The organism is Actinoplanes sichuanensis, assembly GCF_033097365.1.
GTDB classification, from domain to species: Bacteria; Actinomycetota; Actinomycetes; order Mycobacteriales; family Micromonosporaceae; genus Actinoplanes; species Actinoplanes sichuanensis.
Genome location: NZ_AP028461.1, coordinates 4274875 through 4295267, shown reverse-complemented (window position 1 = coordinate 4295267; position 20393 = coordinate 4274875). Strand labels below are relative to the sequence as shown.

Here is a 20393-nt window from a genome sequence, read left to right as displayed (position 1 = left end):
TTCACACAGAGGAGGTCCACGAACAGCGCCGAAGAGCACGTTTGTACAGCTCAACGGTGTCGGACAACTTCATTATGTCTGCTCCCATGGCCCCACTCCTCTCTCTCCTTGAGAGTCCACGTGGATCTCACGGCTCGTAGGAGAAGAGGTAGATGCCGCGGTCAGCGGCCGCGAACACGCTGCTGCCGTCGGGCAGGCAGCAGACGTCGTTCAGCGATTCGTCGACCCGGAGCGCCGCCACTGCACGCCCATCGGCCGACGCCCAGACGCACAGCAGGCCATCGACGCCCACCGTCACCAGCCACGCTCCGTCAGATGCGACCGCACTGGCGGTAACCGAGCCGTCGTGCCCGCGCAAGGTGTGGCACTCTTTACCTGAATGCGGGTCCCAGATGCGTGCGGTGCCATCCTTGCCCGTGGTCGCCACCCAGCGTCCGTCCGGAGCGACCGCGCAGGACGTCACCTCGCCGACGTGCCCGCGAAACGTCGTCGTGCAACTGCCGGTGGTCGAATCCCATACCCTGGCCGTTCCGTCTCGGGATGCCGTGATGATCAGCGCATTATCAGGGGTGACAGCAGCGCACATGATCCGGTCTTCGTGGCCGACGAGTTCGGCACGGGATTGGCCGAGGTCGAGGTCCCATACCGTGACGGTGCCGTCGGCCGCGCCGATGACGAGTCGCACCCCGTCGGGTGCGACCGTGCAAGCGGACACCGAGGAATGTCCGTGTGCCGGCGTATCGACGACCTCGCCGGTGTGGGTGTCGAAGATGTTGACCGTGCCGTCACGGGTAGCGGTGACGAACCGGGCGCCGTCCGGCGTGAACGTGCAGTCCGTCAACGGTTCGCGGTGCTCATTGGCGACCAGCCGGAGCGTACCTGCACTCGCGTTCCAGATCTTCGCGACCTGATTGTGGTATGCGGCGAGGATCATGCTTCCGTCAGGCGACAGGGCGCAGGCATGGATTGGGTTGACGTCGAACGCAGATTGATACGCGGTCGCGGCCTGCGCAGCGGGGACACCCGTTCCCCATCTCAAAGCATCATCCGCATCCCAGATGCGGATCGTGCCGTACTCGTAGGTCGCCGTGGCGACCAGACGTCCGACTCCGGCAGTGGCGCAATCTGAGACTCCGGTGGCGCGGCGTTCCAGCACCGCCACCAACCGCCAGTCGGTTGTCTCCCACATGCGAGCCGTGCCGTCGTCACCGCTGGTGATCACCGCTGAGCCGTCCGACAGGACGGCGCAGCCAGCTACCCCGCTACTGTGTCCCCTCAGGACGGCCCGGGACTTTCCGGACTCCGCGTCCCAGACCCGTGCCGTACCGTCTGCGCCAGCGGACACCAGCCAACGGCCGTCCGGGGCGATCGCACAGGCGTTGACGGCATCGGCGTGCCCCTCGAGGACGTACCGCGCCTGAGACTCGCCGACTGACCAGATACGGACAGTGTGATCGTCGGAACCCGTCACGAACCAAGTGCCGTCGGCGGCCACGGCACAGGCGAAGACCGGTCCGGTGTGACCACCGAATCGGGTGAGCAAGCGTCCTGACGGGTCCCAGCGCCGCACCGTGGTGTCGTCGCCAGCCGTCAACATCCATCCGCCATCCGGGGCGACCGCGCAGCCGAACACCGGTCCGGTGTGCCCGGTGAGTACCGCCTCGGTGACACCGCTGTCCAGGTCCCAGATGCGTGCGGTGCCGTCGGCGCTTGAGGTGATCAACTTTGAGCCATCTGGGAAGAACGAGCAGTCGGTGACGTTGCCCGTGTGGCCGTCGAGAACAGTGAGCGTGATTCCGGTCCGGACGTCCCAGATGCGGACCGTCGCATCGGTGCCGGCCGAGACCACACGATCCGCGGCCGGCGGGAAGGCGCAGGTGAGCAACGGCGTGCCGTGATGCATCGCCCGTACCAGCGTCGGATCGCGGTCGGGGAGTGGCCATCGGGCCTTCAGAAGTGGCCGGGGTCCGTCGTTGCGGCGGCGTGCATTGACGACCGCGTCGACGTCGGCGACATCTTCGAGCGCGCACAGCAGTGTGTCGGTGAGGGGCACCGGCGCCGGAACGGGTACCAGTAGATGGCTGATCTGGCCGAGCCTGCGCCGTACCGCGGTGGCTTCGGGACTGTCGGCTCGTTCCAGGTCGGCCTCGACACCGGCGACACCGCCGTGCCCGATTCGGGCCTCGACCCATCGCAGATCGGTGACCAGCGCGTTGAGTTCAACTGTCCGTCCAGCCTCGACCATGTGGTAAGACAGGTGCTCCCACAGGTAATCGTCGGATGCGGGTAGGTCCCACCATGCGCTGGGGTCGGTGATCAACGAGCGGGCTTGGTCGAGCAGCCGGGCGGAGGTACTTGTGGTGGGTGCGGCTGAGCGTGTGTAGGCGCGCAGGACGTCGTGCTGCCGGACGGTGCCGCGTGCCGGGTCGTGTGCCTGGACCAGCGAGAGACTCTCGAACTCCGTACAGGTACGAGCCGCCTCCCAGCGGCTCACGTTCCAGAGCAGAGCCAGCACGTCGTACGGGATGTCCACGTCCTCGGCGAAGACTCCGAGATCCAGGTACCGGGCGCGGGCTCGATCCGGGAGTCGCACGAGGCCGGCTTCGATGGTGGCGCCGACGGCTCGGTCGCGAGCGCCGGGATCGGTCGTGTCGAATGTGGCAGGGCCATCGGTGGCCAGCCGGGCGACGAGGTCCTGCCCGAACCGATCCAAGGCCCCGGGTGGCGCTTTCTGGAGAACACCGTTGATGATCGCCAGCAGGAGCGGCCAACGGCCGGTGAGTTCGACGAGCCAGTCCCGGGCGTCATCGGCAAGCCGCAGGTCACCGTAGGTGAGGACCGCTACCGCCTCCACGAGTGCCATCTCGTCCACCACCACGAGAGCCGCGTCGGTCGGCAGAGCGCTGGGCCTGCGCGTGGTCACCAGGCGGGCGCACTCGGCGCCGCCGTAAAGGAACGGTCTGAGCTGATCGCGCCACCAGACGTCGTCGATGACCAGTAGGATCGACTCGCGTTCATCCAGCAGCTCGCCGAGCCGGTAGCCGGCCTGATAGGGATCATCGAAGGCGGCGCGGTCGTCCCCGAGCAGGCGGCACAGGCCGTTGATCTTAACCGCGAGCGCGGGCCCGGTGACGTCCTCGCCCAACTCGGCCCACAACACGCCGCCCGGAAAGCATTCGCTGAGCGACGGCTCGTGACAGATCTGCAGGGCGAGCGTGGTCTTGCCGAAACCTCCTGTGCCGGCCAGGCCGACCACTTTGGCAGTGGTCCCGGCTTGTGTCAGCCGGTCGACCGCCCGGCAGGTCAGATCGACCCGCGGGATCAGTCGCGACTCCAGCGCGCGAACCATCCACACCCGACCGGCCGGACGAGGCTGCCCACGTTGTGCGGATGCTCGGCCCGTTCCCTCCTCGGCAGCGCCGCCGCTGCCGGCGGGTGCATTCGCCTGGCGGACAAACCACAGAATCACCGAGCCTGTGAGAGTCAGATACCCGAATCCAGCCGCAAGTACGCTAGCCACCTTGTCGGCATTGTCGAGCGTCTGACGCATCAGGAATGTCACCAGTAGGTACAGGCCCCACGCGGCGAGTGCCGCTGTTCCTGCGGCTGCGGCCCACCAGAGCCGGATCCCCGACGTCGCATGCGGCCCATCATGGACGGCCCTTGCCATCGGGCGCATCCACCGAGGCGCTGTTGCGTTGAGGGATCGAGTGCTGCCGTGCCGGCTCGGCCGGGTGATCAGACACGGTTGATCGGTGAGGGGCGGCGGCGGGGTGTCCCCACTGGGAACCGCCACTTCCCAGTGCGGTTTCCCACCGGAAACGGTCTGCTCGCACCGGCACTCACACAACACCACATCGTCAATATCGGTGGGCCCAAGACTGGAAGTGCAGCAGCTCCACCGACGACTACCCCTTGAGGGGCTTCAGGTTGTCCACGAACACCCTCTGCGGAACCCAGGCCGGGTGTCCCTATGGTTTTCGTCAAGCGGCGAGGGCGTGGTCGTGTCGTGTGATGCCTGATCGGCAGCCATGCGGGCGCCCGGCAAACACGACAACCACGGCGGCAACGTCCAGGTCGTCACGGTGCCCGAGGGGCTGGCCGATCTGGACCTCCGACGTGCGGCCCGGCCGCGAATACGACACCACCGCCGTCAGCACCCACGCCGATATCCTGCGTACCCTCGGCGACCTGGGCTACGAAGGCGAGTCCACCACCATCACTGTCGCGTTCAAGAAACCGAAGAACGGCAAGCTCAACCCCATCCAGCGGCAGTTCAACAAGGCCCACAACAGTCTGCGAGCGATCGGCGAACGCGGCAACTCGCTCCTCAAGATGACCTTCAAAGCGCTGCGCCACGTCAGCCTCAACCCCTGGCGGATCGGCAAGATCCTTGCCGCCGCGCGGCCATCCTTCACATCGAGCACGACAGCACTGCATGGCTACCGTCAGTAGTCATGACCTTGCGCGAAATGGCTCATTTTTGGAGTTCGAACAGGGTCGTGGACTCCTTGGCGTTGACCTGTGCGCCGTCAGCAGCGGGCGACGGCGGAGCCGACTCCCGCCGCCGCGGCGCGGTGATCAGGGCGGTCCTACCTTGCCGGACGGCGCCCTGACCCAGGCCGTCGAAGTCGACGACACACCCGATGCACGCGCAGGACCGCCGCCGGCAGACCCGGCTACCTTCACGCCCACGCCCGACGGCCTGTTCTGCCACCGCCTGCCCTGACCCCTTACTCCAAAGTGGACATCGACTCCACGAACTGAGCGGCGTAGAGGCGCGCGTGGTGCCCGCCGGCGTCGAGCAGGTCCTGGTGTGAGCCCTGCTCGACGATCCGCCCGGCGTCCATCACCAGGATGGTGTCGGCCTCGCGGATGGTGGATAGCCGGTGCGCGATCACGAAACTGGTCCTGCCCCGGCGCAGCGAGTGCATCGCCTCCTGGATCAGCACCTCGGTCCGGGTGTCGACCGAGCTGGTCGCCTCGTCCAGGATCAGGATCGGCGGGTCGGCCAGGAACGCGCGGGCGATCGTGACCAGCTGCCGCTCCCCGGCGCTCAGGTTGCCGCTGTCCTCACCGAGCACCGTGTCGTAACCCTGCGGCAGTGTGCGTACGAAACGGTCGACGTGGGTGGCCCGGGCCGCGCGGATCACCTGTTCGGTGGTCGGGTCGTCGGCGCCGTACGAGATGTTCTCGGTGATCGTGCCGTCGAACAGCCAGGTGTCCTGCAGGACCATGCCGAACTGGGCGCGCAGGTGCCCGCGGGGCAGACCGGCGATGTCCGCGCCGTCCAGGGTGATCCGCCCCGAGTCGACGTCGTAGAAGCGCATCAGCAGGTTGACCAGGGTGGTCTTGCCGGCGCCGGTCGGGCCGACGATCGCGACGGTCTGGCCGGGTGTCACCGACAGCGACAGGTCCTGGACGACCGGGCTGCCGGGGGAGTAGCCGAAGGACACGTGCTCGAACGCGACCTCTCCCCGTACCCGCGGCGGGGTGTCCGATTGTGATCCTCGGTCCGGGGTCTCCTCGGGCTCGTCGAGGAGCGCGAAGACCCGCTCGGCGGAGGCCACCTCGGACTGGATCACGTTGGCCATGCTGGACATCTGGGCGAGCGGGGCGCTGAACTGACGCGAGTACTGCACGAACGCCTGCACGTCGCCGATCGACAGGCTGCCGGAGAGCACGCGCAGCCCGCCGACCACCGCGACCACTACGCAGTTGAGGTTGCCGATGAACAGCATGATCGGCTGGATCGCCCCGGACACGAACTGCGCCCGGAACCCCGCCGAGGTCAGGGCGTCGTTGTGGGCCCGGAAGGTGGCCGCGGACTCCTGCTCGCGCCCGAAGATCCGCACCAGGTTGTGACCGGTGTACATCTGTTCGATGTGGCCGTTGAGGCGTCCGGTGATCGCCCACTGCCTGCCGAAATGCGCCTGCGCCCGCTTGCCGACCAGCGCGGCCAGATAGACCGAGACCGGCACGGTGATCACCGCGATCATCGCCAGTAGTGGCGACACGATGATCATCGCGGTCAGCACGGCGATCACGGTCAGCACCGAGTTGACGATCTGGCTGAGGGTCTGCTGCAGCGACTGGCTGACGTTGTCGACGTCGTTGGTCACCCGGCTGAGCAGGTCACCGTGCGGTTGACGGTCGAAGTAGCCGAGCGGGAGCCGTGACAGCTTCGCCTCGGCGCGCTCGCGCAGCCGGTGCGTCGAGCGCTGCACCACCACCGCGGAGAACCGGCCCTGCGCGAAGATCAGCAGCGCCGCGATCAGATAGACCGCCAGCGCCAGCAACAGGACCAGGGTCAGACGATGAAAATCGATTCCTTCCCCGGGTACGGCCTGCACGCGCGCGATCGCGTCGGCCTGGGCCTGATGCCCCTGGTCGCGTAGCTGCTGGACGCCTTCGGCGCTGGTGCCGGCCGGCAGGCTCGCGGTGACGATCCCGGCGAAGATCAGGTCGGTGGCGTGCCCGAGGATCTTCGGCCCGACCACCGACAGCACCACGCTGATGAGGCAGACGGCCAGCGAGGCGGCGAGGAACGTGCGGTCGGGGCGGAGCAGGCCGAGCAGGCGGCGGACGGTGCCGGCGAAGTCGTCGGCGGGCCTCGCCTTGCGGCCGCGCCCTCCGTGGTTCTGGGACCGGGGCCGGGTGGCCGCGCGGTTCGCACCTTCGTGTCCGATACGGACATCAGGCGGCCTCACTTTCGGTGACCTGGGAGTGGACGATCTCCCGGTAGACGGGACTGGTGTCCATGAGCTCGTCGTGACTGCCGGCGCCGACGACCCGGCCCTCCTCGAGGACGAAGATGCGGTCGGCGTCCCGGATCGTGTTCACCCGCTGGGCGACGATCACGACAGTGGCGCCGGCGGTCTCCTGGGCCAGGGCGCCGCGCAGGGCGGCGTCGGTGGTGTAGTCGAGCGCCGAGAACGAGTCGTCGAACAGATAGAGACGGGGCTGCTGGACCAGTGTGCGGGCGATGGCGAGACGCTGTCGCTGCCCGCCGGAGAAGTTGGTGCCGCCCTGGGCGACCTCCGCGTCCAGGCCCGCGGGCAGGTTCTCGACGAACCCGCGCGCCTGGGCGACGCCGAGCGCGTGCCACAGCTCGTCGTCGGTGGCGTCCGGCCGGCCGTACCGCAGGTTGGAGGCGATCGTGCCGGAGAACAGGTAGGGCTTCTGCGGCACCAGGCCGACGGCTCGGGACAGCATCGCCTGCGCCATCTGCCGGACGTCGTCGCCGTCGATGCGCACGCTGCCGGCGGTGGTGTCGACCAGGCGCGGGATGAGGTTCAGCAGTGTGGTCTTGCCGCTGCCGGTGCTGCCGATGACCGCGGTGACCTCGCCGGGCCGCGCCTCGAAGTCGATGTCGCTGAGGACCGGCTGTTCGGCGGCCGGATAGCGGAACTCGGCGCCGGCCAGCTGAAGATGCCCGCGGGCGATCGGGAGACGGATCGCGTCGGCGCGGAACTCCACACTGGAGCGGGTGTCCAGGACCTCCAGGATCCGGCCCGCGCAGACCACCCCGCGGGGGACCGACATCAGCATGAACGTGGCGGTCATCACCGCCATCAGGATCTGCACCAGATAGGTCAGGAACGCGGTCAGCGAGCCGACGTTCATGGCTCCGTCGGCGATCCGGTGCGCGCCGATCCACAGCACGGCCACCGAGGACACGTTCATCACGATCAGCACGGTCGGGTACATCAGCGCCATCAGCCGGCCCACCCGCAGGAAGACGTCCGAGATCTCGTCGTTGACCTGGGCGAACCGCTCGTGCTCGCGCTTGTCGCGGACGAACGCGCGGACCACCCGGACGCCGGTGATGTGCTCGCGCAGCAGCCTGTTGATCCGGTCGTTGCGGGTCTGCATCAGCTGGAACTGCGGGTTCAGCCGCCTGAGGATGAACGCGACGCCCGCGCCCAGCAGCGGCAGCGCGACCACCAGGATCAGCGAGCTCGGCACGTCTTGGCGGGCGGCCAGCACGATCCCGCCGAGGCAGGTGATCGGGGCCACCACGATCAGGGTCAGCGCCATCAGCACCAGGGTCTGGACCTGCTGGACGTCGTTGGTGGTGCGGGTGATCAGTGACGGCGCGCCGAACTCGCCCATCTCGCGGGCCGAGAACGTCTGCACCCGGTCGAAGACCGCGGCCCGGATGTCGCGGCCGGCGAACATGGCGACCCGCGCGCCGAGGTAGACGACGATCAGGGCGCAGCCGATCTGCAGGGCGGACACGGCGAGCATCAGTGCGCCGAGGCGCAGGACGGCGCCGGTGTCGCCGCGAACGATGCCGTGGTCGACGATGTCGGCGTTGAGGGTCGGAAGATAGAGGGTCGCCCCTGTCTGGACGAGTTGCAGCGCAAGGATGACGCCGATGATGTTGCGGTACGGGGGCAGGTGGATGCGAAGAAGTCGCATCAACATGTGATGACTCCAAGTGGAAGTGGCTGCCGGCGCCGGGTCAGGCGCCCGGGATGCCCAGTTCCCCGGCGAAGCGGGTGATGGCAGCCAGGAGGAAGCGGCGGATCGCCGGTTCGTCGGCGGGGTCGACGTGGTCGAAGAGAGCGTCGAACTCCGCGTTGAGTTTGTCGGCGGAAACCGCCACGCGCTGACGGCCGGCATCGGTCAGATGCAGGCGGATGACTCTGCGGTCGGTGTCGGAGCGGCGGCGCTCGATGAGGCCGTCTCGCTCCAGGGTGTCCACCACGCCGGTCAGGGTCGACGGGGTGACCGCCGAGGCGGTGGCGATCTCCTTGGCGGTCTGACCGTCGCGGGTCTCGAGGTGGGTGAGGACGGTGTACGCCGTCCATCCGATGCCGAGGCGTTCGTTGAGTAACCGGACCCACATGCTGCCGGACAACCGGGCAGCGGCGGCGAACAGCTGGCTGACCGACTGATCCGCTGTGGGCTCACGGTCAGAATTGTTCATGGCCTGATTGTTAGGCTCCGAAGTAAATTTCGTCAAGCCGGTTCTCCGGTGGCCACTTTCGTGGCGGCTCGCGGGCCCTTACGCCTCGGTCGAGGGCTGCAGCGCGGCGACGCTGTCCACGTACTTGATCAGCAGGCGGGCGAACTCCAGTCGCTCCGACTCGGTCCAGTCGGCGGTGATCCGTTCGAAGGCCGACCGCTGATGCCGTCGGAACAGGGCCAGCGTCTCCTCGCCCTTGGTGGTGAGCTCCAGAATGGTGCGCCGGCCGTCCTCCTGTGACGCCGCCCGGGCCAGGTGGCCTGCGGTGATGCAGTCGGAGACCATCCGGCTGGCCACCGACGGGTCGACCGCCAGGCGCTCGCCCACGACGCCGACGGTGATCTCCCGGCCGTCCGGGCCCGGCCCCTCGGCGACGATGTTGAGCACCAGGGTCCGGGTCAGGTCCTTGCGGGACACCGGCCGCTCGACGTTCAGCGCCGCAGCCCGCCGCAGCCGGGAGAACGCCGGCCCAACGGCGTCGAGCAGATCCGAGGGCCGCATCGGCTGCTCAGCTGAGGTTTCCATGGGGAGCATTATCGCCTTCCTCCGAGCCGGTGATCACACGAGGACCGGCGGACCGGATCCGGGCCTACGGTCCGGACGCTCTTCCGGGTGCATGTAGTGTCACCAACACATGCATGATGTAATGCATACGTTTTTAGCACTCCACCGCACCACCACGAGGGAGAACCACCATGCGCATCGTCCGCTACTACGAGCACGGCGAACCGTCGGTCCTGCGGGTCGAGGAGGCGGAGAACCCGCGTCCCGGACCGGGACAGGTGCTGATCCGCGCCGAGGCGATCGGCGTCACCTTCGCCGAGGTCCAGCGCCGGCAGGGGATCCGGATCGGCGGCCACGCCAACCTGCCCGGCTCACCCGGCGGCGACGTCGCCGGCACCGTCGAGGCCCTCGGCGAGGGCGTCACCGGCGTCAGCGTCGGCGACCGGGTGGTCACCGACGTCCACGAGGGCGCCTACGCCGACTACGTGCTCGCCGACGCCTCCTGGCTCATCGCCATTCCGGCCGGCCTGGACGCCGCCGAGGCCACCCTGCTGCCCAGCCCGGCCCAGACCGCTTACCACGCGATCAAGGAATCCGGACAGCTCAAGCCGGGCGAGACCATCCTGATCGACGCGGCATCCGGCGGCGTCGGCCACCTGGCCGTGCAGATCGCCAAGGCGATGGGCGCCGGCAAGGTCATCGCCACCGCCAGCACCCAGGCGAAACTCGACTTCGCCCGGGAGCTCGGCGCCGACGTCACGATCAACTACACCGACGCGGACTGGGACGAGCAGGTCCGCGCCGCCACCGACGGCCGCGGCGCCGACGTCGTCCTGGAGACCGTCGGCGGCGACATCCTCACCAAGAGCGTGCAGCTCACCGCCCAGTTCGGACGGCTCGTCTTCTACGGCTCCGCCAGCGGCGCCGTCGAGCCGATCCACCCGCTCGCGCTGACCCGGATGAAGACGGTCGCCGGGTTCGCGCTCTACGCCATGATGTACAACCGTCCCGAGGCGATCGCCGCCGGTCAGCGTGACCTGATCGACATGATCACCTCGGGGAAGGTCAAACCGGTGGTGCATGCCCGGCTCCCGCTCGACGAGGCCGTCAAGTCGCACGAGCTGATGGAGGCCCGCACCCAGCTCGGCAAGATCGTCCTCGTTCCCTGACCGGCCGGCCGGCGCGCCGCTGCCCATCTACAGGCCGCTTCGAGCGGCCCTCCAGAACCGGATCGCACAGTGACACGGCATCCGCGAGACAGGAGACGTGACATGAGCCAAGCACCGGAGCGCCGGCCCCTGCAGGACCGGCTGGTCGGCACCTGGACCACCGAGCTGGACAACGACGGCACCCCCGTCACCGGCCTCTCCCAGTTCTCCGCCGACGGCGGAGTCATCCTGACTCAGCTCAACGCCAAGAACATCGGGCTCGGCAACTGGGTCGCCACCGGCCGGCGATCGTTGTGGTCAGCGTGCGGCTGCGTCGAGCAGGATCCGGGCCATGGTGTCGGGGCCTTTCGAGGGCGAAGACGGGGCGGCCCAGCATGGGCACCAGGATGCTGTTGATGATCAGCCGGGCGATCAGGTTTCCCAGTGCGCCGCCTCGGGGGTAGTCGTAGCTGTTGAATGCCACGACGCGGGTGACCCGGTCTTTGAGATCGATGGAGGCGGTGAGGGACAGGGCGCCGCCGAGGGATTCGCCGGACGGGGTGACCTCGTGCAGGTCCAGGCCGCGGACGAAGTCGACCACCGCGGTGCGCAGCTCACCGATCGTACGGTTGCTACGGATCAGCAGACTGTGCCGGCCGTCGTCGTCCGGGTCACCGTCGGCGCCGACGTCGGCCGGCCAGTCCCGAATCGTAGAATCGTGGCCCTTTCGAACCGTCGCAGGCACTGCGCCGGGTCCACGCCGTGGCCGGAAGACCAGCGGCCGGCCGGTCAGCGCGGCAGCGGATCTCACCTCCGTCGACCGGGACGAGATGATCGCAGAAGACCGCCAAGACATAGGCGATGCGGAGTCTGCGTAGCTCACCACGGAGCCGACTGTTGGTGCCGTAAGCCTCGCCCGCAGCCACCCGCCGGTCCGGGACCAGGGTCTTCACCGCAGCGGTGATCATGTCGACGGCCGACGCGGACCGGGTGGCGTACACGACGTCGTCCGGGATCCCGGCCTGCGCCCACCGACCTGGGTGTTCTCGATCCGCCCGGCGGTGCCGGTGTACTGGCATTGCACACCGACCGAATGCAGGCCCTACTTCAGTTCACCCGTCTCGTCGACGACCAGCACACCGTCGGGTCGCCAAGCCGGTCCACGACGACCTGCCGCACGTCGTCACGTACTGCGTCGGCGTCCCACTTCGCTCCGGTAGAGCAACCGTTGCATCGCATCCGGCCGGGCATGTCCAGCCTGTTCAGCGACCTGCCGGCAGGTCTTGACCGCCAAGTCGCTGAGCAGTCCGGTGACGAAGCCGGCCGCCGAACGAGTCGATGACCAGGTCGATGGTTCGTCGTCACTGGGCAGGCACTACGCCGTGGCTCTCGGCCCCCGCAAGGTTGAATGTCGTGTCCACCGGGACCCGAGGCCACCTCACGAACGGCGACTGCCGTACCGGTCTCGTCAGATGGGATAACCCCACGACTGATGTGAACCTCCGACGCAGTCCCACACCTGCAGTCGGCGGCCGTTGGCGGTGTCTCCGTTTGCGAGATCCATGCACCGGCCGGACCACTCGTTGCGATAGCTGCTCCCGACGCGGGTCCAGCGTTGCTGGGGCGAGCCGTTGCAACCCCACACCTGAAGTTGAGCGCCGTTGCCGATGGTCTCGCTCGGCTGATCGAGGCACATTCCACCGATGCTGAGAGCACCATTCACATTGTGTCGCCACTGCTGGTTAGGTCCGTTCCAGCAGTCCCAGATCCGAACAGCAGCGCCGTTGGTGCCCGTCGGGTCCATGTCCATGCATTTGTTCGTCCCGTTCCAGCGCATCTCGCCTGTTCCGCCGGCTGCGGGGGTCCAGGTCTTGTTGAGGCGGTGGAAGGTCAGCGACAGCAATCGGACGTTGCCGCCGGCGGCGTAGGCGGAGATGCCCAGGCTGTCCGGAGCCGAGTTGAAGTCGGTGTTCTCGGTGTAGGACAGTCTGCCGTCGTTGCCGAATGCCTCGACCTGACCACGGTCGACCAGCACTCGCATCTTGATCCGGTTGTTGATCGGTGTGAGCGGTTTCCATTCCATCTGTTGGAGACCGCGGTTGTAGGCGATGGTCCGGTCGCTGGTGCCGTCCGGGCGCTGGTGGAGTCGGAACCCGAACTCCGACGCCGTCGCTCCGGTGAGATCCCATTCCGAGATGAGCTCATAGGTGTCTGCGGTGATGCCGTTCAGCGGGTCTGTGCTGTCACTTGTCGTGATCGTCCGTGGCCCCCAGGTTTGAGCGGGCTGACGGATTGTGGCGATCTCGCTGACCGGCAGCCGGGTGACCCGCAGGCCTTCCGGGAAGGTGCGCAGGTACAACCGCGCGGGAAACGAGGCGTTGCCGGTCCAAGTGGAGCCGTGGTTGCCGGGCTGCCAGAACATCTGCACGACACGGTTTGTGGGAAGGTTCGTGAAGGTGAGACCGGCATAGAATGATCCGTCGAAGCCGCCGCGGCCCTCATCCAGGCGCTGCGGAACCGGGAACGCCGGGTCCGGCACGAACACGCCACTGTCGTTTAGCGTGCCGACCACGTACTCGCCTTGAGCGTCGTTCAGAACCCACTTCTGATTGCCGGTGTCGCCATCCACCGGCAGCAGATAGAGGTCCGGGCATTCGAAGGCCCAGCCGGCGCGGTACTCGCCGCGGTATGTCCACGACAGCAGGTTCGTCGAGCTGAAGAACTTCAGGGTGTTGCCACCCTCATCACCCCAGAAGACCATGCCGAAGCGGTTACGGGCCGCGTCCCAGAAGACCTTCGGGTCACGACTCTCGTACGGCGTGGAGATGACCTTTGCTCCGCTGTCGTACATCTGGAAGCGGTTGCCGCCGTCCGTGCTGTACGCGATGGATACACCATTGGTGTTGGTGAACAGCAGGATCGGGTCGTGGTCGCCGTTCTTCAGGCCGGTCACGTTGCCGGTATCGACCCAGCCGCCGCCGGAGAACAGTGTGGCGTTGTGGACGCCCGGCTCGAGGGCGATCGGCTGCTGGGTCCAGTGCACCAGGTCGGGACTCGTCGCATGGCCCCAGTGCATGGTGTCCCAGTTCAGGCCGTGTGGGTTGTGCTGATAGAACAGGTGGTAGGTGCCGCGGTAGTACAGCGGCGCGTTCACGTCGTTCATCCAGCCGCTTTGGGAGCTGAAGTGGAACTGGCCGCGGAATGGTTCGTTGTAGTCGGTCGGTGAGTACGGGTACTCGGGATAGTCGGCTGGTTCGCCGGCTCGCGCCGTGCCGGCCGGGCCGGCGAGGAGGCCTATTACCGCCATGACGGCGCAGAGCATCGCCGAGAAGGAGCGGCGCGCTCTGGGGGGATTTCCACGCATCCAGCTTCACCTTTGTTCAGCGGCGCAGAGTTCTGCTCGCGAGGGTTCATCAGATCGGGCACTGTGGCCGAATGGCCACACAGGGGGATTGCACCGTGGTCTGAACGAGGCGCTCATGGTCCTGTACCGATCCCGCTCATCAGCGGCACCGGCACGCCTCGAGGTCCCGCGGACTCCGGACGGCGACTCTGACCACTAGATGGAAGACGTTGAACTCGCCGGTTCGGACAACGTTGTCTCGAAGTACACCGCCTTGTGTCCGTCGCGTCAAGAGATAGTTTCGTGACTATGTCCGGACATGCAGAGCGAACGGCGTTGCACTCTTACCGTCGCGAATTCTCCGAACGACGAGGGCGAGACAACGATGTCCGCCGCCCGAGGCCCGAACATCGACCGACCACCGTTTCTGTGCCAGAGCGTTTCTTGACAGTCCCGACACCCTTCGCCCGCGCACCAGCGCCGGACGGGGAAGCCCCCGAGTGGGGGAGCAGTGTCCGTTTGATGCGCTGGCGTCGGCTGCCGTGCAGGCGAGAAAATGTTCGTACTCATCGCCCTCATCGCAGGCTGTTTGTGGCCGATCTGAAGAGAAGAGCCTGGGTCGCAATGGTCTGAGGATTGTGGAGGCGATGGCCGTGGGCGGTGCGGTGAGGTCCTTGAGTCTCCGGGCCAGCATGTTGTTGACCTCGGCGGTTGCCTTGTTGGCGGCGGTGGTGGCTGCCGTGGTCGGCGTCGAACGTATGGATGCGATTGCCGACCGGGCGCAGAGCATCTATGCCGAGTCGCTTGTGCCGGTCAGCACCGTCCAGGACATTCAGCAGCTGATCTGGCATTCACGATGGGCGAGTCTGTCGAACCTGACGGCGACCGATCCGGCGAAGGCAGCCGTGTACGCCGACGAGACCAAGGCCCAGCTTGATCTGGTGTCCGTGCGCCTCGATGAATATCGCGGATTGACCGTCACCGCCGCGGAACGGGCGGCGATGACGACGTTCGAGGACTCGTGGGGCACGTATCTGGAGCTGCGGGACCAGTCGTCGGCTCTGAAGAAGGCGGGAAAACTCGAGGAGTGGCAGGCGTTTCGCAGCAGCACCCTCAACCCCGCCCTTGCTCAGGTGATCGCGGATCTGGATGCGCTGCGGACACTGTCGCAGCAGCAGGCGCAGGCTCAGGCAGTGGCTGCGCGGTCCGCAGCGGGTTCGGCCCGGATCGCCATCCTGGCTGCGTTGGCGGTCGGTGTACTGCTTGCCGGGGTCGTCTCGGTGCTGATGGCGCGGGCGTTGAGCCGCCGGCTCGACGGGCTCGGAGCTGTCCTGGCCGCGATGGCCGATGGTGATCTCACCGAGCGTCAGGCGGATTCGGCCGGGAACGAGATCGGCCGGATGTCGCGGTCCGTGCATCGTGTGGCCACGCAGATGCGGGCGACGATGAGTACCCTCGCCGCGGCGTCGGCGAGCCTGTCCGCGCGGGCCGGTGAGCTGCAGTCGGCCAGCCAGAATCTGAGCGGCAACACCGAGCAGAACTCGTCCAAGATCCAGCTCATCGACGCGGCGGCCGACGAGGTCACGGCAGGGGTGCACGCCGTGGCCGGTGGTGCGGAGCAGATGGGCGCGGCGATCCGGGAGATCGCGATGAGCGCAACCGAGGCCGCCACGGTCGCCAGTGAGGCGGTGCAGAGCGCCGGACGGGCCGAACAGGTGATGGCCAAGCTCGGTGCTTCGTCGGCCGAGATCGACAGCGTGGTCAAGGCGATCACCGCGATCGCCGAGCAGACGAATCTCCTGGCACTGAACGCGACCATCGAGGCGGCCCGGGCGGGTGAGACCGGTAAGGGATTCGCGGTGGTGGCCGGGGAGGTCAAGGACCTTGCCCAGGAGACGGCCAAGGCCACCGAGGAGATCAGCCGCCGGATCGAGGCGATCCAGTCGGACACGCGCATCGCGGTCGACGCCATCTCCGGGATCGGGCAGGTCATCGGGCGGATCAACGACTACCAGAACACGATCGCCTCGGCCGTGGAGCAGCAGAGCGCCACGACGAACAGCATGTCCAGCGATCTCAGCCGGGCCGCGACCGGCACCTCGCAGATCAGCAGCCAGCTCGACGAGGTCGTCAAGTTGTCCGATTCCACGCGCGCGGCCGCCCAGTCGACTCAGACGGCCGCGGATGAGCTGGCGCGGATCTCCCAGGACCTGGACACCACCGTCTCCAGTTTCCGGTACTGAGAGCCGGGTCAGCCGAGCACACCCACCCCGTTACCTAGTGAGTCGTCCCCGCCGGGACTGCTCGGTCGCTGGGTCCGGTATGACTCATCGCCCTGCTCGTACGCATGATCCGGGGGATATTGTCGCCGGGCTGACTGGATCACCTACGCACCGACCGGGACTGGAACGCCACCGCGGACGTGCCAGCGTGCCCGGCTGGACCGCCGAACTGATGGCCGACGGCGACGACTACAAGAACGGCTCGCTGGACAAGGTGGGCATCGCCCTGGAACGCGCCGCGACCGACACCCCGGGCCGGACGCGCGACGCCTCGTGGAGGCGATCATCTACGAGACCAGCGCCGACGAGCAGGCCAAGGGCTTCGCCAACCGCGCGGACCCGACCGGGGACGCTCAGACCGTCGAGTGCGGTAAGAACGATCGGATCCAGCCGCAGCTGCGCGACTTGAACGCGCCCGCGCCGAGCGCGAGCAGCAGCGACTGGACGGCGAGCCGCCCGGCCGGCGGGGCGGCGGGCGCATCTGACGAACGCCGGATGTCGCCCGGTCTTCCCGCCTCACCGGCGACCGGCGGCCACTCTCATCGCCGGCCCGCCCTGATGCCGGCCCCGTCGCCCGAGAAGTGCTCGGCGGCGAGGGCGATCAGGTCGACGTACGGCAGGAGCCGGTGGTCTTCGGGCGTGCCGATGCTGACCAGCCGTTCCCGGACCCCGCCGGCGGCGCTCTCCGGCTCCTGCCAGAGCGACTGCTCGATGGCCCGCAGCTCGGGCACGACGAGTCCGACGGTCGGGCCGCCGGTCAGGGTCACCAGGAGCACCCGGTCGGCCTCCGGCTCCGGCGTGTGCCCGCGCCCGAGCAGGGCCGGGAGGTTGACCAGCGGAATCGTCTTACGGCGGTGGGTGAACATGCCGAGTAGTGACGTCCCGTCCAGGCTGAGACGCACGCTCGGGAAGGGCAGGATCTCGTCGATCTGCTCCAGCGGTGTGGCGGCGTCGATCCCGACGCTGTATGTGAGGAACTTCTGGACGCTCGCGACGACCCGCTGCGCGTCGCGCTCCGTGTCGCCCAGAGTCCGGCCGCTCTCGGCGGGGCCCGAGTCGAGCCGGATGTTCAGCGTGCCGAAGGCGGCCAGGTCGCTGTTCTCGCGCAGCGCCTGCCCGTCCAGCACCAGATACTGCCGCCCGTCCGTGGTGAGCAGCCCGGCCAGCAGGGCGCGCTCCGGGCTGGACACCATCGGCATCGGCAGGATGTCCTCCGCGGGCACGGTGGTGATCTCGGTGACGTCGGTCGCGGTGAGAGCGATGAGCCCCTGCGGCAGGGCCACCACGACGCCGCGGTGAGCGCCGGCCGCCGACCGTTCGGGCAGCCCGAGCAGGGTGACCGGGTCGATGGCCGGTACGGCGTGGCCGGCCAGGTGAGCCACACCCCGGCAGATCGGGCCGTCCAGCGGCGACGAGTGCAACTGCAGGTCGGGCACGACCGAGTGCACGTGGGTGACGTCGATGGACAGGCCGGTGCCGTCGCACTCGAACATCAGCAGGGTCCGGCGTGGGCCCTGCCGCTGTCCCGCGGCGATGTCGGTCGTGCCTTGCTGCTGGGCCGGGTCGGCGATGGCCGGGATGCCCGGCATGTCGACGATGGTGGCGGCGTCCAGCAGCGCGATGACGGCCTGGTCGTCGGCGCGCTCGAAGGTGTGCGAGAACAGGGCCGGCCCGCCGCCGCCCATGTGCACCGCGAGCAGGGACTCGGCCGCGACGTGGGTGGAGCCCTCGATGGCGTCGGCGAGCAGCCCGAACAGCCGGCCCTCGCTGGAGACGATGATGATCACCTCGCCCGTGTCCGCCGCCGAGGCACGCCCGGCGAGCAGGCACGGATCGATCACCGGAATCACGGTGTGCCGCAGGTTGACCGCCCCGAGCAGCCCGGCGCCCGCGGTCGGCAGCGCGCTGAACTCGGACGGTCGGACGATCACCTCCCGCAGCTTCTCCAGGGGTAGGGCCATGCGCAGCTCACCGGTGCGGAAGACCCCATAGAGGGTGGAGACCGCCGTCGTGGTCACGAGTGGTCGCTGTTGCTGTTGACCAGCTCGTTGATGAGCTCGGCGACCTGGTGCGACACCGTCTGCTGCTCCTCGGTCGAAGCCGCGATCCGGCGGATCGTGTCGCTCGTCTCGGCGACGTTGGACAGGATGTGTCCGAAGGAGCTCTGCGCCCGCTGGCTGACCGTCGCGCCCTGGCTCACCCGGCTCGCCGACTCGTGGATCAGCTGGGTGATCTCCCGGGCCGCGGCCGAGGACCGCTCGGCGAGCTTGCGGACCTCACCGGCGACGACGGAGAAGCCGATGCCGTGCTCGCCGGCGCGGGCGGCCTCGATCGAGGCGTTGAAGGCGAGCAGGTTGGTCTGGCCCGCGATCTCCCCGATCACCGTGACGATCGCCGCGATCTGCTCCGACGACTTCTGGATCAGGTCGATCGCGTCGATCGACTTGCGCAGCTCCTCGTACCCCTCCTGCGCGTTGTGGTGGGTGGTGTCGGCCAGCGTGGTCGCCTGCGTGGCGGCCGCGGTGATCTCGTCGATCGCCGCGGTCAGCGCGGTCACCGACGTCTTCATGTCGCGGGTCTTGGTAGCCAGTTGATGCTCCAGCACGACCTGGTCGGTGATGTCGTACGCGTACTTGACGACCTTGTAGACCTTGTCGTGCAGGTCCCGGATCGGGATGTAGCTGGCCCGGATCCACACCTCCCGGCCGTACTTGCCGACCCGGTGGAATCGGCCGCTGTGGATCTCGCCGGCCGCCAGCCGGTGCCAGAAGTCGCGGTACTCGGGCGAGACGATGTAGTCCGGCGGGCACAGCGTCGAGTGATGCTGCCCGATCAGCTCCCGTGCGGTGTAGCCCACGGTCCGCTGGAAGTTGTCGTTGGCGGCGAGGATGTTGCCGTCCAGGTCGAACTCGATGACCGCCTGGGCGAGGCTGATCGCGGTGTCCTTGCCCTCGAACTCGGCGGTGCGCTGCTTGGCGGCCGTGACGTCGATGGCGAACTTGATCACCTTGGCCGGCCGTCCGTCGGCGTCCAGGATCGGGTTGTAGGTGGCCTGCAGCCACACGTCCTCGCCGTTCTTGGTGATGCGCCGGTATTCCCCACCCTGGAACTCACCACGGGCAAGCCGTTCCCAGAGCAGCTGGTACGCCGCTCCGGAGGCCTCGACCGGGTCGACGAACATCCGGTGGTGGTGTCCGACGATCTCGTCGAGGGTGTAACCGGTGGTGTCGAGGAAGTTCTGGTTCGCGGTACGGATCGTGCCGTCCAGGTCGAACTCGATGACCGCCTGCGACCGGCTGATCGCGGCCACCTTGCCCTCGAACTCGGCGGTCCGATGTTGCTCCTCGGTGATGTCCGCGGCGAACTTGAACACCTTGAACGGCTTGCCGTCCGCGCCGAGCACCGGGTTGTACGAGGCCAGCAGCCACACCTCCCGGCCGCCCTTGGCCATCCGCTTGAACTCGCCGGAGGAGAACTCGCCGCGGGTCAGCTTCTTCCAGAACTCGACGTAATCGGGCTGGTCGGTGGTGCCCGGCGGCATGAACATCCGGTGGTGCCGGCCGACGACCTCGTCGAGGGTGTAGCCCATCGTGTCGAGGAAGTTCTGGTTCGCGTCCAGGATCGTGCCGTCCAGGTCGAACTCGATCAGCGCCCGGGACCGGCTCACCGCCGCGATCTTACCCTCGAACTCGGCGGTGCGCTGCCGGTCGGCGGTGATGTCGGTGGCGAACTTGACCACCTTCACCGGCTTGCCGTCGGTGCCGAGGATCGGGTTGTACGTCGCGCGCAGCCACACCTGCCGGCCGTTCTTGGCCAGCCGCGGGTACACCCCGCCCTGGAACTCGCCGGCCCCGAGCGCCCGCCAGAACTCGCGGTACTCGGCGCCGTGCGCCTCCCGCTCCGGCATGAACATCCGGTGGTGCTGCCCGATCACCTCTTCACGGGTGTAGCCCATGGTCGCGAGAAATTTCTCGTTGACGTCCAGGATCGTGCCCGTCAGGTCGAACTCGATCACCGCCTGGGAGCGGTTGAGGGCGGCCACCTTTCCCCGATCGTCTTCCGCCTGCCGCAGGAGGGCCTCCTGGGTATCGGTGTCGGTCGGGTTGACCCTGGAAGTCGCCATGACTCTCCGCTTCTCTCGT

At 67.9% G+C, this 20393-nt stretch carries 12 protein-coding genes and 1 pseudogene; 3 read left to right on the top strand and 10 right to left on the bottom strand.

Going from position 1 to position 20393, the window contains the following annotated elements; all coding sequences use genetic code 11:
• Nucleotides 1–127: 127 nt before the first annotated feature.
• Nucleotides 128–3670 (bottom strand): NB-ARC domain-containing protein, encoded by a 3543-nt coding sequence (locus tag Q0Z83_RS19775; RefSeq protein ID WP_317795429.1) that lies wholly within the window; start codon nucleotides 3668–3670, stop codon nucleotides 128–130.
• 449 nt (nucleotides 3671–4119) lie between these two features.
• On the opposite strand from Q0Z83_RS19775, the gene Q0Z83_RS19770 reads away from it, so the two are divergent.
• The gene (locus tag Q0Z83_RS19770) at nucleotides 4120–4455 is read left to right on the top strand and encodes a transposase family protein (RefSeq protein WP_317795428.1); all 336 of its coding nucleotides are present in this window, start codon (nucleotides 4120–4122) and stop codon (nucleotides 4453–4455) included.
• A gap of 22 nt (nucleotides 4456–4477) precedes the next feature.
• Here Q0Z83_RS19770 and Q0Z83_RS19765 read toward each other — a convergent pair whose 3' ends face one another.
• The 5 genes from Q0Z83_RS19765 to Q0Z83_RS19745 all read right to left on the bottom strand — a co-directional run bounded on the left by Q0Z83_RS19765 (nucleotide 4478) and on the right by Q0Z83_RS19745 (nucleotide 9499).
• Nucleotides 4478–4717, bottom strand: coding sequence for a hypothetical protein (locus Q0Z83_RS19765; protein WP_317795427.1), 240 nt, complete (start codon nucleotides 4715–4717; stop codon nucleotides 4478–4480).
• Between the two features lie 16 nt (nucleotides 4718–4733).
• Complete coding sequence (locus Q0Z83_RS19760; protein WP_378078433.1) at nucleotides 4734–6710, bottom strand: ABC transporter ATP-binding protein; 1977 nt, start codon at nucleotides 6708–6710, stop codon at nucleotides 4734–4736.
• On the bottom strand, nucleotides 6697–8430 hold the full coding sequence (locus Q0Z83_RS19755) for an ABC transporter ATP-binding protein (protein ID WP_317795426.1): 1734 nt from the start codon (nucleotides 8428–8430) through the stop codon (nucleotides 6697–6699). Before Q0Z83_RS19755 ends, Q0Z83_RS19760 begins: the two co-directional genes overlap by 14 nt.
• 37 nt (nucleotides 8431–8467) lie before the next feature.
• Nucleotides 8468–8935, bottom strand: coding sequence for a MarR family winged helix-turn-helix transcriptional regulator (locus tag Q0Z83_RS19750; protein WP_317795425.1), 468 nt, complete (start codon nucleotides 8933–8935; stop codon nucleotides 8468–8470).
• Nucleotides 8936–9013: 78 nt separating this feature from the next.
• Complete coding sequence (locus Q0Z83_RS19745) at nucleotides 9014–9499, bottom strand: MarR family winged helix-turn-helix transcriptional regulator (protein WP_317795424.1); 486 nt, start codon at nucleotides 9497–9499, stop codon at nucleotides 9014–9016.
• 170 nt (nucleotides 9500–9669) lie between these two features.
• On the opposite strand from Q0Z83_RS19745, the gene Q0Z83_RS19740 reads away from it, so the two are divergent.
• A complete protein-coding gene (locus tag Q0Z83_RS19740) occupies nucleotides 9670–10647 on the top strand; it encodes a quinone oxidoreductase family protein (protein WP_317795423.1) in 978 nt (325 codons plus the stop codon).
• A gap of 589 nt (nucleotides 10648–11236) precedes the next feature.
• On the opposite strand, the pseudogene Q0Z83_RS56075 reads toward Q0Z83_RS19740, so the two are convergent.
• Nucleotides 11237–11998: pseudogene (locus tag Q0Z83_RS56075) on the bottom strand (transposase); the annotation flags it as partial.
• A gap of 96 nt (nucleotides 11999–12094) precedes the next feature.
• Nucleotides 12095–13948, bottom strand: a complete 1854-nt coding sequence (locus Q0Z83_RS19725; protein WP_317795421.1) for a ricin-type beta-trefoil lectin domain protein — start codon at nucleotides 13946–13948, stop codon at nucleotides 12095–12097.
• 668 nt (nucleotides 13949–14616) lie between these two features.
• Between Q0Z83_RS19725 and Q0Z83_RS19720 the strand changes: the two genes are divergently transcribed.
• Nucleotides 14617–16212, top strand: coding sequence for a methyl-accepting chemotaxis protein (locus Q0Z83_RS19720; protein WP_317795420.1), 1596 nt, complete (start codon nucleotides 14617–14619; stop codon nucleotides 16210–16212).
• A 578-nt stretch (nucleotides 16213–16790) separates the two neighbouring features.
• Here the strand turns inward: Q0Z83_RS19720 and Q0Z83_RS19715 are convergent.
• Both Q0Z83_RS19715 and Q0Z83_RS19710 read right to left on the bottom strand, forming a co-directional pair.
• Nucleotides 16791–18269, bottom strand: a complete 1479-nt coding sequence (locus Q0Z83_RS19715) for a chemotaxis protein CheW (RefSeq protein ID WP_317795419.1) — start codon at nucleotides 18267–18269, stop codon at nucleotides 16791–16793.
• On the bottom strand, nucleotides 18266–20374 hold the full coding sequence (locus Q0Z83_RS19710) for a methyl-accepting chemotaxis protein (protein ID WP_317795418.1): 2109 nt from the start codon (nucleotides 20372–20374) through the stop codon (nucleotides 18266–18268). Before Q0Z83_RS19710 ends, Q0Z83_RS19715 begins: the two co-directional genes overlap by 4 nt.
• Nucleotides 20375–20393: the final 19 nt, after the last annotated feature.

What these genes read in the sequence shown, in the direction of transcription:
- Q0Z83_RS19775 (WP_317795429.1), bottom strand. Translation starts at nt 3,670, where the DNA reads ATGGCAAGGGCCGTCCATGATGGGCCGCATGCGACGTCGGGGATCCGG.
- Q0Z83_RS19755 (WP_317795426.1), bottom strand. Translation starts at nt 8,430, where the DNA reads ATGTTGATGCGACTTCTTCGCATCCACCTGCCCCCGTACCGCAACATC.
- Q0Z83_RS19750 (WP_317795425.1), bottom strand. Translation starts at nt 8,935, where the DNA reads ATGAACAATTCTGACCGTGAGCCCACAGCGGATCAGTCGGTCAGCCAG.
- Q0Z83_RS19745 (WP_317795424.1), bottom strand. Translation starts at nt 9,499, where the DNA reads ATGGAAACCTCAGCTGAGCAGCCGATGCGGCCCTCGGATCTGCTCGAC.
- Q0Z83_RS19740 (WP_317795423.1), top strand. Translation starts at nt 9,670, where the DNA reads ATGCGCATCGTCCGCTACTACGAGCACGGCGAACCGTCGGTCCTGCGG.
- Q0Z83_RS19725 (WP_317795421.1), bottom strand. Translation starts at nt 13,948, where the DNA reads ATGCTCTGCGCCGTCATGGCGGTAATAGGCCTCCTCGCCGGCCCGGCC.
- Q0Z83_RS19720 (WP_317795420.1), top strand. Translation starts at nt 14,617, where the DNA reads ATGGCCGTGGGCGGTGCGGTGAGGTCCTTGAGTCTCCGGGCCAGCATG.
- Q0Z83_RS19710 (WP_317795418.1), bottom strand. Translation starts at nt 20,374, where the DNA reads ATGGCGACTTCCAGGGTCAACCCGACCGACACCGATACCCAGGAGGCC.